At 58.8% G+C, this 13,957-nt stretch carries 11 protein-coding genes, 1 tRNA gene and 1 pseudogene; 8 read left to right on the top strand and 5 right to left on the bottom strand.

Annotation, left to right across the window (positions count from 1 at the left end; translation table 11 throughout):
* Nucleotides 1–2: 2 nt before the first annotated feature.
* The 8 genes and pseudogenes from fdxH (at nucleotide 3) to CU102_RS04630 (ending at nucleotide 7,429) form a co-directional block, all read left to right on the top strand.
* Entirely contained in the window at nucleotides 3–947 is a 945-nt protein-coding gene (gene fdxH, locus CU102_RS04665; RefSeq protein ID WP_106709842.1) for a formate dehydrogenase subunit beta, read from the top strand.
* Nucleotides 944–1,645, top strand: a complete 702-nt coding sequence (locus tag CU102_RS04660; RefSeq protein WP_106709840.1) for a formate dehydrogenase subunit gamma — start codon at nucleotides 944–946, stop codon at nucleotides 1,643–1,645. The genes fdxH and CU102_RS04660 overlap by 4 nt, the downstream gene beginning before the upstream one ends.
* Before the next feature lie 61 nt (nucleotides 1,646–1,706).
* On the top strand, nucleotides 1,707–2,624 hold the full coding sequence (gene fdhE / locus CU102_RS04655; RefSeq protein WP_106709839.1) for a formate dehydrogenase accessory protein FdhE: 918 nt from the start codon (nucleotides 1,707–1,709) through the stop codon (nucleotides 2,622–2,624).
* A 9-nt stretch (nucleotides 2,625–2,633) separates the two neighbouring features.
* Complete coding sequence (gene selA / locus CU102_RS04650; protein ID WP_106709837.1) at nucleotides 2,634–4,058, top strand: L-seryl-tRNA(Sec) selenium transferase; 1,425 nt, start codon at nucleotides 2,634–2,636, stop codon at nucleotides 4,056–4,058.
* 49 nt (nucleotides 4,059–4,107) lie between these two features.
* A complete protein-coding gene (locus tag CU102_RS04645; protein ID WP_425351520.1) occupies nucleotides 4,108–4,851 on the top strand; it encodes a tetratricopeptide repeat protein in 744 nt (247 codons plus the stop codon).
* Nucleotides 4,848–6,725: pseudogene (selB, locus tag CU102_RS04640) on the top strand (selenocysteine-specific translation elongation factor); the annotation flags it as partial. The gene CU102_RS04645 and the pseudogene selB, both read left to right, overlap by 4 nt.
* Nucleotides 6,726–6,806: 81 nt before the next feature.
* Nucleotides 6,807–6,902, top strand: a tRNA-Sec gene (locus CU102_RS04635).
* A 32-nt stretch (nucleotides 6,903–6,934) separates the two neighbouring features.
* On the top strand, nucleotides 6,935–7,429 hold the full coding sequence (locus CU102_RS04630) for a hypothetical protein (RefSeq protein ID WP_106709833.1): 495 nt from the start codon (nucleotides 6,935–6,937) through the stop codon (nucleotides 7,427–7,429).
* A gap of 191 nt (nucleotides 7,430–7,620) precedes the next feature.
* Here CU102_RS04630 and CU102_RS04625 read toward each other — a convergent pair whose 3' ends face one another.
* The 5 genes from CU102_RS04625 to CU102_RS04605 all read right to left on the bottom strand — a co-directional run bounded on the left by CU102_RS04625 (nucleotide 7,621) and on the right by CU102_RS04605 (nucleotide 13,915).
* Nucleotides 7,621–9,477 carry a patatin-like phospholipase family protein gene (locus CU102_RS04625; RefSeq protein ID WP_166648463.1) on the bottom strand — a complete coding sequence of 619 codons (1,857 nt, stop codon included), beginning with the start codon at nucleotides 9,475–9,477 and terminating at the stop codon, nucleotides 7,621–7,623.
* Between the two features lie 376 nt (nucleotides 9,478–9,853).
* A complete protein-coding gene (locus CU102_RS04620; RefSeq protein ID WP_106709829.1) occupies nucleotides 9,854–11,140 on the bottom strand; it encodes an MGH1-like glycoside hydrolase domain-containing protein in 1,287 nt (428 codons plus the stop codon).
* A 23-nt stretch (nucleotides 11,141–11,163) separates the two neighbouring features.
* The gene (locus CU102_RS04615; RefSeq protein WP_106709828.1) at nucleotides 11,164–12,222 is read right to left on the bottom strand and encodes an ABC transporter ATP-binding protein; all 1,059 of its coding nucleotides are present in this window, start codon (nucleotides 12,220–12,222) and stop codon (nucleotides 11,164–11,166) included.
* An 11-nt stretch (nucleotides 12,223–12,233) separates the two neighbouring features.
* Nucleotides 12,234–13,064: a carbohydrate ABC transporter permease gene (locus tag CU102_RS04610; RefSeq protein WP_106709826.1), complete on the bottom strand. Its 831-nt coding sequence runs from the start codon at nucleotides 13,062–13,064 to the stop codon at nucleotides 12,234–12,236.
* Nucleotides 13,061–13,915, bottom strand: a complete 855-nt coding sequence (locus tag CU102_RS04605; protein WP_106709820.1) for a carbohydrate ABC transporter permease — start codon at nucleotides 13,913–13,915, stop codon at nucleotides 13,061–13,063. Before CU102_RS04605 ends, CU102_RS04610 begins: the two co-directional genes overlap by 4 nt.
* Nucleotides 13,916–13,957: the final 42 nt, after the last annotated feature.

Below are 13,957 nucleotides of genomic sequence, written 5' to 3'. Positions count from 1 at the left end.
CCATGTTCCAGCCTGTTCCAAATCCCTCCACCCGGCCTGAGCCCCCGAAATTCGGCGATCAGGATTTGATCCGTCGGTCGGCGTCAACTGTGACGCCGCCCGCGCAACGTCAGACGGAGGTGGCAAAGCTTATTGACGTCTCCAAATGCATCGGCTGCAAGGCGTGCCAGTCAGCCTGTATCGAGTGGAACGACACGCACCCGGAGATCGGGATCAACACCGGTGTCTACGACAACCCGCATGATCTCACACCGGACATGTTCACTCTGATGCGCTTCAGCGAATGGGAGAACCCTGAGACAAACAACCTGGAGTGGCTCATCCGCAAGGATGGTTGCATGCATTGCGAGGATCCAGGCTGCCTCAAGGCGTGCCCGGCCCCCGGCGCCATCGTCCAGTACTCCAACGGAATTGTCGATTTCGTCCACGAGAACTGTATCGGCTGCGGCTATTGCATCAAGGGATGCCCGTTCAATATTCCGCGCATCTCCAAGGTCGATCATACCGCTTACAAATGCACACTCTGTTCCGACCGGCTGGCTGTCGGACAAGGGCCGGCTTGTGCCAAGGCTTGCCCGACGCAAGCGATTGTGTTCGGTACCAAGGAAGAGATGAAGCAGCATGCGGAGGGTCGCATTACCGATCTGAAATCGCGTGGCTTCGCCAATGCAGGTCTCTACGATCCGCCCGGCGTTGGAGGCACGCATGTCATGTATGTGCTGCACCATGCCGACAAGCCGGAAATCTACGCCGATCTGCCGAACAATCCGAGGATTAGCCCGATCGTCGAGGCCTGGAAGGGCGTCACCAAATACGCCGGGCTCGCCGTGATCGGTATCGCTGCGGCGACCGGCTTCATGCACTATCTGGTTTCCGGTCCGAACCGTGTTTCCGAAGCCGACGAAGAGGCAGCTGAGAAGCTGACGGGAGAGGAGCGGCGCCCATGAGCACGGACTATGACGTCGGGAAGGGCGACAAAATCCATGCCGGCAAACCGGTCACGGTCGATCGCTACACGCCCGGAGCACGTGTCAATCATTGGATTACGGCAACAAGCCTTGTGCTACTGGCGCTGTCCGGCCTGGCCCTGTTCCACCCAGCTCTGTTTTTCCTGACGGAACTCTTTGGTGGCGGCCCGCTGACGCGTGTGATCCATCCGTGGATCGGCGTGCTGTTGTTCTTCAGCTTCTTCGGCCTGTTTCTCCGCTTCTGGAAAGCCAATCTCTGGAAGCGGGAAGATGGTACCTGGCTCGCACGCATTCGCGATGTGTTGACTGGACACGACGAACGCTTGCCGGAAGTGGGCAAGTACAATGCCGGGCAAAAATTCGTTTTCTGGGCTATGTCGGTTCTGATCATCGTGCTGATAACGACCGGCATCGTGATCTGGGATCAGTATTTTTTCGAGTTCACCACGATTGGACAGAAGCGGTGGGCCGTGCTCGTGCACTCGATCGCGGCCATTGTGATTATCAGCGTCTGGATCATTCATGTCTACGCAGCGATCTGGGTGCGTGGTACAATAAGGGCGATGACCCGCGGTTCCGTGAGTGGCGGCTGGGCATGGCGGCATCACCGCAAATGGTTGCGTGAGCTGGTGGCGAAATCGTCAAAAGGCAAATCTGGAAGAACGCCTGCCGAATAGAGGCGTTAGCGAGATGAGAAATCTCGGTCCACGTGGCCCGGGTGGTTCGTGAGGGAGTGCTATGAGTCGCAAAAGCGCGATCGTGCCGGATCCAACGGCGATTGGGAATATTTCATCACCGCCGTTTGCGTGCCTTCCCGGTCCTTCCTTGCTTTTCTCGGTCAGGGCGGCACGTTTGCGCCAGTTGGCTGAAACCAGCAATCTTGCACCGTATCTGAGATTTCTTGCGGATCTTACGCAAGCCCAGCACGATATTCAGGCAGGTCTGCCTCTCCCGAACGGCCCGGACGCCAATACGCTAGCGCGTGCGCGCGAGTTCGCGATGCCGCAGCTCGACAGGAGCCAGGTTGCAGCGGACGGGACAGTCCGTACCCTCTTCGATCGCCTGTTTGCCGCTGCTTCCGCAATCGAGAAGCCGGTTGCGGCCGCGCAGGCACTGGCCCGCGTGACCTCAGCCGAGCCTTTGGAACGCCTTGCGATGGCTGAAACGGTGTTCTCCAACACTTTGCCGGGAGATGCGATTGCCGAGCATGTGTTTGTTTGGGCAGCGCTTCAGGTGCATTTCGCCCGCCTCGCATCGGTTCTCGATGTGGCCGCATTGGCGCCAGTCGCGGATGGTGTTTGCCCCGTCTGCGGTGGCATGCCCGTATCGTCCATGGTCGTTGGCTGGCCCGGTTCGCACGGTGCCCGGTTTTGCTCTTGTTCCCTGTGTGGCACGCTCTGGCACTATGTCCGCGTCAAATGTGTACTTTGTGGCTCGACCAAGGGGATCGGCTATCAGGAGGTCGACGGGCAGGGTGGGGCGATCAAGGCTGAAACCTGCGATGAGTGCCATCACTGGTCGAAGATCCTGTATCAGAACAAGGAGCCGGATGCTGATCCGGTTGCCGATGACGTGGCAAGTCTCAGCCTCGATCTCCTGATGCGTGAAGGGCCTTATCATCGCGGCGGCTTTTCCCCATTACTCGCCGGATTTTAGGAGAGGGCAATGGATAGCAATGCCAGTCTGCGCAGCATTCCTTCGGTGGATCAGCTTCTGAAATCTGCATCGGCCACAGCTGCAATCGAACGGTACGGACGGCAGGCCCTCACTGAAGCCTTACGGGCCACTGTGGCCGATATGCGCAACGAGGTCCGCAAAGGACACAATGTTCCTGGTCAGGAAGTCATCATGGTTGCTGCACTCGCCAGACTTGACGCAGGTGGCCGCTCGACGCTCCGGCCCCTGTTCAATTTGACGGGCACCGTGCTGCATACCAACCTCGGCCGCGCGCTCCTCGCGCAGGCAGCGATCGACGCGGCAACGGAGGCTATGCACGAAGCCGTCGCCCTTGAATTCGATCTTGAAAGCGGCAAGCGCGGTGAACGCGATGATCATCTGCGCGCGCTCGTTTGCGAACTCACAGGGGGGGAAGACGCAACCGTCGTTAACAATAATGCCGCAGCTGTCCTGCTGGTGCTCAACAGTCTTGGAGCGGGCAGGGAAGCCATCGTCTCACGCGGTGAGTTGATCGAAATCGGCGGAGCCTTCCGCATGCCGGATATCATGGCGCGTGCTGGTGTCAACCTTGTCGAAGTAGGCACCACAAATCGCACACATACAAAGGACTACATCAACGCCGTTGGTCCCAACACGGGCCTTATGATGAAAGTCCACACCTCCAACTACCGCATCGAGGGTTTTACCAAGGAAGTTGGCGCGCGCGAGCTGGCCAGCATAGCTCGCGAGAAGGGTGTGCCTCTGGTCAATGACCTTGGTTCCGGCACCTTGATGGACCTCGGCCGTTTTGGGCTCGCACACGAGCCGACCGTGCGCGAGGCCGTCAGTGACGGTGCGGACGTGGTAACTTTCTCCGGCGACAAGCTTCTTGGTGGCCCGCAGGCCGGGTTCATCGTGGGTCGCAAAACACTCATCGACGTGATCAACAAGAACGCGATGAAACGCGCGCTGCGTGTCGACAAGATTCGGCTGGCGGCGCTGGAGGCGACGTTGCAACTCTATCGCGATCCGGATCGCCTGTGTGAGCGGCTGCCCACCCTCCGGCTGCTGACCCGTTCACGAGACGAAATCGACGCGCAAGCACAACGGTTGGCGCCGGTCTTTGTGCGTGCCCTGAATGGTGCGTTCAATGTCTCCGTTGTTGCATGCGAGAGCCAGATTGGTTCGGGTGCGTTGCCGCTTTCCACGATACCGAGCGCAGGCTTGGCCCTGACACCGGTCGATGGCGGCGGAGGCAAACTTGCCGGGCTGGCGGCTGCGCTTAGACAGCTCCCGATGCCGGTCATTGGCCGTATAGAGCGAGGATCGCTGCTGTTGGACATGCGCTGCCTTGATGACGAAGCAGGTTTTGCCGCCAATCTTGCGGGCATTGATCCATCGTTCAAAGAGGGTACGGACGATGAACCTTCTTAGCCGGCTCTCGCGAAAACTGTCAGGAAACGGCGCGTCCCCGGACGACGAGATGGCGGTTGCCTTGGCGGCCGCGGCGCGAGGTGATTACGCGACAGCCCTCTCCCTATGGGAACACCTGGCGCATGCCGGCAATGCGCGGGCTCAAAACAATATCGGTGCATGCTTTGCCGGAGGCCTGGGTGTCGCAAGGGACCCCGATCTTGCCCGCGATTGGCTGACATTGTCGGCGGAAGCCGGTGATCCGGTCGGGCAGCGCAATCTTGCGTCGCTTTTGTTCAAGGGCGAAGGGATTGAGCCAGATCCTGATCGGGCGGCGGCGTTCTACCGCAGCGCGGCTGCGCAGGGCGACCGCGAGGCCCAGGACATGTTGAGCTGGATGCTGCTGGAAGGCGAAATCATAGAACCGGACCCTGGGGAGGCGCGTCGATGGGCACTTGCTGCTGCGCAACAAGGCTCTGCTGCGTCGATGACACGGCTGGGCATGCTTTATCACAACGCGATCGGCGTCCCGCGTGATCCGGTCGAGGCTGTTTTCTGGTGGCGGCGTGGCGCAAATGCCGGCGATGCCGATGGACAGGCGATGCTCGGCGCTGCCTATCATCTGGGAAACGGTGTCCCTCGCGATCCCGTCGAGGCGTTGGCGTGGTTGTTGAGAGCGCGCGCGGGCGGTAGCAGTCTGGCTACGCCTTTCTTCGAGGTTGCGCGTACCGCGCTCGATGCCAATCAGCTCGCTCGGGCTGAACGTCTTGCCGCGATGCCGTTGCCCGAACCGTTAAAGGCAAGCTTTCCATGATCATCGGCACCGCAGGGCATATCGATCATGGCAAGACATCGCTGGTCAAGGCGCTGACCAGCGTCGATACGGATCGGCTGAAGGAGGAAAAGGCTCGCGGCATTTCGATCGATCTCGGCTTTGCGTATATGCCCGTGGAGGGGGCGGAGACGATTGGCTTCGTCGACGTGCCGGGGCATGAGAAATTCATCCACACCATGCTTGCTGGTGCCAGCGGTATCGATTTCGTCCTGCTTGTGATCGCCGCCGATGATGGTGTGATGCCGCAAACGCGTGAGCATCTCGCTATCATTGATCTTCTCGGGGTAGAGCGTGGCCTTGTCGCGCTCACCAAGGCCGATCTCGTGCAGGAAGACCGAGTCGCCGAGGTCGAAGCCGCGATGCGAAATGAACTCGCTGGTACGGCGCTTCGCGATGCGCCGATCGTTGCGGTTTCGACTGTTTCGGGGCTGGGCATCGCAATGTTGCGCGAGTCGATTGTGGGTGCTGCCCGTTGCTTTACCCGACGTCAGACCATCGGCCGTTTCCGGTTGGCGGTCGACCGATCGTTCACAATCCACGGAGCTGGGACAATTGTCACAGGAACCGTGCTTTCAGGCACAGTGTCGGTCGATGATCATGTGACCGTCAGTCCGTCAGGCCTTGTGGCGCGTGTCCGCGCGATCCACACCCAGAACCGGCCGAGCGAGAATGGCGCTGCCGGTGATCGTTGCGCCCTCAACCTCGCCGGCGATGGCGTGACCAAGGCAGCCATCAACCGCGGTGACATGATCATTGAGCGAAGCTTGCATGCACCAACGAACCGCATTGATGCGACGCTGCGCTTACTTGGGTCCGAACGAAAGCCTATCAGCCACTGGTTTCCCGTGCGGCTTCATCATGCATCGGCCGAGCTCGGGGCCCGCATCGTGCTGCTGAGCGACGAACCGGTCGCGCCCGGAACGCGAAGCCGCATACAGCTTGTGCTGGACCGGCCGATCGCTGCAGCCGTAGGGGATCGTTATGTCGTTCGTGATACCTCCGCCCGGCGCACTATCGGAGGCGGGCGGTTTCTGGATTTGCGCGCCCCGGCACGTAAACGCCGTACCCCCGAGCGATGGGCGCAGCTCGATGCACATGCCGTTGTGGATCCGGTACGTGCAATCGAGGCATTGCTCGCAACGCCGCCATTCCACCTCGATATCACCGCCTTTGCCCGCGACAGGGCTCTGGCGATGGCCGATGTCACGGCATCGACCGAGGCGTTGGGTGCGGTGCAGTTGCCCCTGGAGACTTTTGTTCTGGCGATGTCGTCCGGGCAATGGGGCAAATTCCGGCAAGATATTCTGGATCGGCTCGAAGCGTTCCATGCCGATAATCCGGATCTATTGGGAATCGGTATCGAGCGCCTGCGGACACAGCTTGAACCGCGCCTCGCGCTGCCTGCGTTTCGCGCGGCGCTGCAAAATCTTGTCGGTGCAGGAGAGATTGCGCTTGACGGAGCGTGGGTCCGCCTGGCCGGTCACGAAGTAACGATGGCTCCGGCCGACGAGCGGATCTGGGATGAGATCAAGCCGTTACTGGACGGGGCGGGGCGGTTCCGTCCGCCGCGTGTCCGCGACATCGCCGAGTTGCTCGCGGTCCCCGAGCCACAAGTGCGGAGGCTGCTGAAGCTGGCTAGCCGGCTCGGCCAGGTACATGAAGTGGCGCACGACCATTTCTTCCTGCGAGACACGATTGCAACTATGGTTACAATCATCGCCGAGATCAGTGCGGCCGCAGAGAATGGCTGGTTTAGTGCCGCGCAGTTTCGTGACCGCGTCCAAAATGGCCGCAAGGTGGCAATCCACGTCCTTGATTTCCTGGATCGCCACAGCGTTACTACGCGTCGTGGCGATCTTCGTCGTGTCAACTGGAATCGCCTGGATTTCTTCACCAATGTGAAGGAAGACACTTTGAGAACAAGAGTTACTTCTGGAGGAGATTCGTCCCCGGTGGGGCGTCCGGACTTCAAATCCGGGAGGGGCCGAGAAACGGTCTTTGGTGGGTTCGACTCCCACTCTCTTCCGCCATCATCTGGCCAATCCGGTACAGGGAACTCTCGATGACGAGTGCAACCAATTACATTGAGGGATTGCAGCAAATAGCCGACAAAGCGCAATCGTTGGAAGTCGCTTACCGGCAGGAGGCCGCGGTTCAGATAGCACTACTCGAACGGCAACGAGCGTTCGCCTTTCGCCGGATGAATTTGATGCGTTCGCTTGTCGAAGCTGTCACGGCGAGAACGGATGAAGGTAGTGATGTCGGCGAACGAAACGGTGAGGAAATCGCTGTTGCCAGCGCGCTTGCCCTGTTGCGGATAAAACTTGGCTGGTCGTCTGACGGTGAAACGCGAGACGCAACGCTTATGAACTTCACACCTGTGGTCGTTGCACTATATCGTGGGTCGAACGGCGATGATCAAATAACGCCGGACGGCATTCCGGACATTGGCACCGCCCTTGGTCACTTTGAGGATTGGTACGAGAAGGCTTACGGCGTTTCGTTCTGGATGCTCTTTGAGAATCCCATTCCGGACACCCCACGCGTCGATTTCTGAGCATATGAACGGCAAATTGAGCCGCAAGTCGGTGAACTGCGCGAACGGGGTCGACATGCTTGAGAATCAGGCGCTCGCCGGGATGAAGGCAAATACAAACGAATTTCAGGTGTTGAAGAGGTCCGTTAGAAGTTGTGAACGGCTGCGATGGTTGTCGAAAAAGTACCGCCCAGGTCGTTGCCATGGCGATGCTACGTTTTTGGGTCAGGCTCATAACTATCTGAGGTGCCGAGAACTGCTCGTAGCCCCGGGTCATTCTGGCGGAGACGTTCTTCGATCCATCGGCTCGTCCAGTCGTAGGCATCGGAAAACAACTCGGAATGGCGACTCCAATCCATGAATCCGATCGGGTTTGAAATCTGCGGACTGACCAATACATCGTCTTCGTCGGTGGCAATATCCTGCGGCCGATGTGCCAGCATGCTTGCGACGATAACCTGAAGTATGCTGGGGACTTGTGGCAAGCGGGCGCGACCGAAAGGGTTTAGTAGGGCGACGGTCAGCTCGGAGGCACCGGGGATCCGATCATAGTCGATGTGGTGTTTCTGCGGACCACTCGACCCAAGGCTCACAACGACATTGGGACCCATCTTGAGGTCCTTCATCTGTTCCAACGGTAGATTGTTCATAATGCTACCGTCCACCAGCATATCGCCCTCAGCCGTAAAGAACGGCGGCAGAACACCTGGGATCGAGCCGGATGCCCGAACTGCCTGCCAGAGCTTTCCACGACGGTGGACATGAGGCTCACGGCTGCTCAGATTGGTAGAAAGCGCAAAGAATGGAACCCAAAGATCCTCGATCAGAACATCGCTGTATTCAGCCCGAAGGGTGCGATCAAGCACTTTGTGATCCAGAAGGGCGAAATGCGGCAAGGTAGGGCGACGAAAAGCCCGGTTCCTGACGAATATGTTGTGCGTACCCCTGTCGATCTGCTCCGCATCCAACCCCTTTGCAAAGCCGGCCACCATCGCCGCTCCGGAGCTCGTGCCGCCGAAACAGTCAAAGCAAGCTCCCGCCTCGGTGAAAGCCTTGTAGACGCCCAGATGGGCGCTGCCGAGGGACCCGCCTCCCGCCGCGACAAAGCCCCGTGCCTTGCCCGAAATGAACCGGACGAGACGTTGGATGTCGGCCCCATCCTCCAGCGCAACATGATGATGATGGCGAACGTGAGGACGCTCATCAAGCCATGCCGATGTACCAGAGACCGCCGCCGAGCGATTCTCGTGAATCAGAACGAGGCGGGCGGTAGATGTTGGATGGGTCGACAGCGCCAGTTCCTCGGACGAGTTCAGGCGTGGCGAACAGGACGCGCTGGCAGTCAACAGGACGGCATCCGCCTGACGAATACAGACCCGGGTCCATTCACTAGGTTCTTCATCGGCGACGTAGACGATGATTTCGGCTTCCGCCTCCAGCTCGTTCAACCAGTTAAGGACCGGCTGGTCATCGACCCGAAGGCCGGCAAAACGCCCGTAAATGTCTGCACGGGCGACAAACTGCGCGCGCGTGCCCGCGTCGAACGCTTGCTGCAGGTGCCGGATAAAAACCGGTGAAATGCGACTTCCGCCGGCTGGAACGATGGCAAGCGTTCGGATCCTGGGAGCTTCCTTGAGACGAGATGAACTGGCAGATTGCATGGCAAACCGGCGCGCCAGAAATACGGTGACTGCCTGTCGCAGGCTAGGCAAGAACTCAGCCGCCTTCTCGAAGTGGTCCCCGCGGATTTCGAGGACGATAGAATCACGCGCCGCAAAGACGGTGGCCATACGGGGCAGTCCTGCGAAGAAGCCGACCTCGCCGACCAGCTCTCCCTGGCCGATCTCGGCGACCGGGCCAGCCGAACCTCCTTTGTGTACCGTGAAACGACCGGACAGCACGATGAAAAATCTGTCAGATGGATCGCCTTCGCGAACCAAAACCTCACCGCGTCGTAAGAGCCGACGGTCGGATTCGGCTGCCAAAGCCTCAAGTGCCGCCAACGACGCCTGATCGAACATCAATGTAGCGGACAGCAATCTCGCCGCGAGAGAATCGACGGAGGACATCTGAACCACCTCCTGGAGCTCCGGTCTGATTGTAATCTGTGAATACTCAAATAAGGAGCACTGAAAATCCGCCAAACAGCAAATTCCGCGGGGCATTGTGACCGAGGTTGGTATCGAGGGGAGCCTGAAGGCATGGCAAAGCCGCCTGGAGGGCGAATCCACAGGCAGTGATCCGCATGAGCGCTGCTTGTGTTCGTACCATCGCTGCGTTCCGCCAATGCCCATGACGATGCGGATGGAAAGGTCACATGCTGCGCGCACCACTCTTGTGCGTGAACGCCACGGTCAGCGCCCAGAACAGGGCCGGTTCCTGCCCGATGAATAGAGAAGAACCCCTCTGTGTCAGCGCACGGATTCTGTAGACCGTCGAGCGCTATCACACTGTTGGCCACTCTCCGCTGTTCGAAAGAACAATGTAAGACGCGGCCGTCCACGAAAAACCCAAACCGCCGCAGCCCTCGCCTGTTAGTGGATCGAAATATTCGGCAAAGCCATTCCTTTCGATGGCCTCTACCGCTGAATGCCGCAACTTTTCAGCCATCTCGATCGCGCCGTTTCGGCGCAACCCATCGATCAGCAACCAGTTGACGATCGCCCAGACCGGTCCGCGCCAATAGCGTTTTGCCTCAAACCCCGGATAATTTGGCTGGGTCGATGGAAAGAGCACGGTAAGCCCTTCGGACCACAATTCCATCTCTTCAATTGCAGCTTCGCGAATTGCTGGTTGCAGATCGAGAGCCAGGAGAGGACAGAAACAGGCTTGCGTTGGCGCATCAATATCGGTGCCAGAAATGAGGTCGCGAGAAACAAACCGGCGCAGGTGCGGGCGCCATTGTGCGAGCAGGGCGCGACGCGACCGCCTATTGAACGCCTCAAGCTCCTTGGCATCGGATGTCCGGCCAAACTGGTGCGCAAGATCGAGAAGCGCTTCACCCGATTTCAGAAGGATCGATGTGGTTTGCGCTTCCGCAACCTTGAACGGAGCGGCTGACCATTGCCGTGCCGGATTCCATTCGCAGGTGGCGTAGACGTCAACAAGATGGATGAAGCGATGGTAGTCTACATCCCGCGGACGCATGGCCGCATGAACATGGCCAATGTCTTTGCGCATGACGATTGTTTCTGTTGTCGTGGGGACGCGGGCAAGGGCAATGTCCCAGGCTGGGGAATTGTCACTGCCGCTTTCCCAGGGGTGCAGTAACGCGACGAGGCCAGTAGCGTTCGGATCGCGGGCGGCATACCACCAGCGATGCCAGCGTAACGCAGCCTCATAGAGTACAAGGCTTCGCCCTCGCGCGTCTTCTAGCCCCGAATTGATCGCAGCGTCATGCACTTTTTTCAAAGCCATGCCGAACACAGGTGGTTGGGTGATGCCGGACGTTGGAATGTCGTGACTGGTACGCCAGACATCCGCGCCGGGGAAATAAGTGTCGCTCGGCGCGTGGAAGACGATATGCGGGATCATGCCGTCTGCCCATTGACCTTCGATCAGGCGCTCCAGCTCGCGATAGGCACGCGGTACGTCATAGGTGGCAAACCCCATCGCGACGAAGGCGGAATCCCAGTTCCACTGGAAGGGGTAGAGCCGGTCGGTAGGTACCGTGTATCCACCGCGGTCATTGGCGGCCAGAACCCGGCGGGCGTCTTCAAGAAAGTCAGTCATGTCGTTCCTGTTGGGAGAAAGCGTTATCTGGAAGGATGATTGAGTGCGAGACCGGTCTCTGGCGAAAGCCACGTCAGCCGATCGGCCGCAAGTTTCAAGCCTATAGCTTCGCCTGCCTTGACGGATTCGCCCGGTGGCAGGATAACCCGGACAGGCTGGTTGGCGATTGTCCCCGTGAGCAAAAGGTGTGATCCCATTGGCTCCGCAACGCGCACGTCCAGGCGCAACCCTTCGGCAAGCGGTGCCAGAGAGACATTTTCGCCGCGAAGACCGAGTACGATTTCACGCTCAACACTGGCCGGCACCGCATGGTTCATATTGCCAAGCTTCACAGTGCCGTTTGTGACCGGCAGGCGGATGAAGTTCATCGGCGGACTGCCCATGAAACCGCCCACAAAGCGGCTGGCGGGATGACTGTAAATATCGACTGGCGCGCCAATCTGTTCGATCCGGCCATCGTACATGACTGCGATACGATCGGAGAGGCCCATGGCTTCCGTCTGATCGTGCGTCACATAGATCGTCGTGGTACCGGAAGCTTGCAGTACGGCTTTCAGCTCGGTTCGCATTTCAAGCCGCAGGAGTGCATCGAGGTTCGACAGTGGTTCATCCATCAGCAGTACTTTAGGCTCTACGGCCAGGGCACGCGCGACTGCAACCCTTTGCCGCTGACCGCCAGAGAGCTTGTTTGGATAACGATCCAGGTAGGGTTCGATATGCAGGAGCGCTGCTGCCTTGTCGACTTGGCTTTTAACACGGTTCTGATCTGCTTTTTTCATGCGCAGTCCGAAGGCGACGTTCTCGAATACGGTCATGTGCGGGAAAACCGCATAGTTCTGGAAGACCATAGCGAGACCACGGTCCTTCGGTGCAAGCCCGTTCACTGGTGTCCCGCCGATCAGGATTTGCCCGGATGTTTCGGTTTCCAGCCCGGCGATGATCCGCAGCAATGTGGTTTTGCCACAGCCGGAGGGACCGAGAAGTGAGACGAATTCGCCGTCACCTACTTCCAGAGAGATTTCCTTCAGGGCCTCGAAGCTACCGAATGTTTTCTTGATTTTGTCAATGACAATATTGGCCATGGTTGGTCCCCTTATTTGCTGGAAATGCCCCATATCGCGAACAGGTAGCGTCGGACCGCAAATATGAAGATGACGGAGGGAAGGATCAGGAGGAGACCACCGGCAAATCGATAGTGCAGCGGGCTTTCGGAGAGAACAGTCAAAAGGTAGGCAGTCAGCGTTCGGTTGCGCACGGTCAGCACGGAGGCCGCGAAAACCTCGTTCCAGGAGATGACGAAGGCAAAGACGGCCGTTGCCGCAAGGCCGGGAAGAGCCAGCGGGGCGACAATCCGGAAGAAGGCTTGCGGACGTGAACAGCCGAATACCCAGGCCGCCTCTTCCAGTTCACGCGGAACGCCCATGAAAATACCCTGCGTAACCAGAGCCGCAAATGGCAATGCCAGAATGGTATGGACCAGTCCGACACCTATCACCGTGTCATAGAGTCCGATGCGGATAAACGAGACTGTTAGCGGCAAAGCCAGGATAGCCAGGGGAAAAGCGCGCGTCAGGAGTACGAGCAGCCGGAAGCTGTCCTTGCCCCTGAAGTCATAACGCGCCAACGCATACCCTGCCGGCGCGCCGATGAGCACGGACAGGACAACGGTCACGGCGGCGGCCCCCAGCGAATTTAGAAAAGCGCCGGCAACACCCTCTGTTCTCAAAAAGAGCAGGAAAGGTTCAAGGGAAATACCGGTCGGCAGGATGGATTTGGGCCATTGATAGACGCCGGAGCGGCCACCAAAAGCACCAAGCGCCACCAAATAGATCGGAACGAGAACCCAGGCGCAGAGCGCGGCAATACCGCTCCACAGCAGCATTTTGCGGGCGGAGCCAAAGTTCGAGGGCTGTGCAGCAGTCATGGCAAGCGCTCCGGATCGACCCTGACGGCCTTGAGATAGACCAGCGTTGCTGCCAAAGAGATGACCATGATCAGCACCGCATAGGCGGCCGCAACTCCATAATTCTGATTTTGGTTCTGCCAGGTATAGGCCTCGCCGACGAGCACAGGCATGTTGGTGCCGCCCAGCGCATAGACCACCGCGAAGACCTCAAAGGCGAGGACGGTGCGCAGGATCAATGCTGATTGCAATGCCGGCTTTATCAAGGGCAAGGTGATGCGAAAGAAGCGGGTCCAGGGTCCGGCACCGAACACTTCGGCAGCCTCGCGAAATTCCTTCGGAACCTGGTTGAGGCCGGCAACGATAATGACCATCACGATGGCAGTGCCGCGCCAGATTTCAGCGACAGCAATGGCGAAGAACAAGGCGATCGGCGTCTGATAGGATAACCAGTTCGCTTGCCGTTCAATTAGTCCAAAGCTGAAGAGCAGACTGTTAAGATAGCCGCTATTCTGCAGGATCGACAGCCAGAGGAGGCCAGCTGCCAAATCGGAGATGCCAAGCGGGATGGTCCAAACCCAGAGGATCGTCTCACGGCCACCGTCGACCTTGGCCACCATAGATCCCATGGCCAGCGCGATGACGATCTGAACTGGGACGACGGCAAGCGCCAGCAGGAATGTGTTGCGGATGGCAAGACGGAAATTCAGATCCCCCGCCATGGTCCGAAGATTAGCCAACGATGGCGCGCCGCCTTCAGAAACCGCAAGCCAGATGGTCTGGATGAGCGGCAACAGAAACAGCAACGCAAGGAAGATCACTGAGGGAGCGATCAGTAGATAGGGTATCCACGTTTTTTTAATGTTCTGCATTGGCGTCGTCCGGAGTTCGGGTCAGTCCCGGGATCACTCCTG

It is taken from the genome of Phyllobacterium brassicacearum, from assembly GCF_003010955.1.
Classification (GTDB): Bacteria; Pseudomonadota; Alphaproteobacteria; order Rhizobiales; family Rhizobiaceae; genus Phyllobacterium; species Phyllobacterium brassicacearum.
This window is presented reverse-complemented; position numbering and strand designations above follow the sequence as displayed.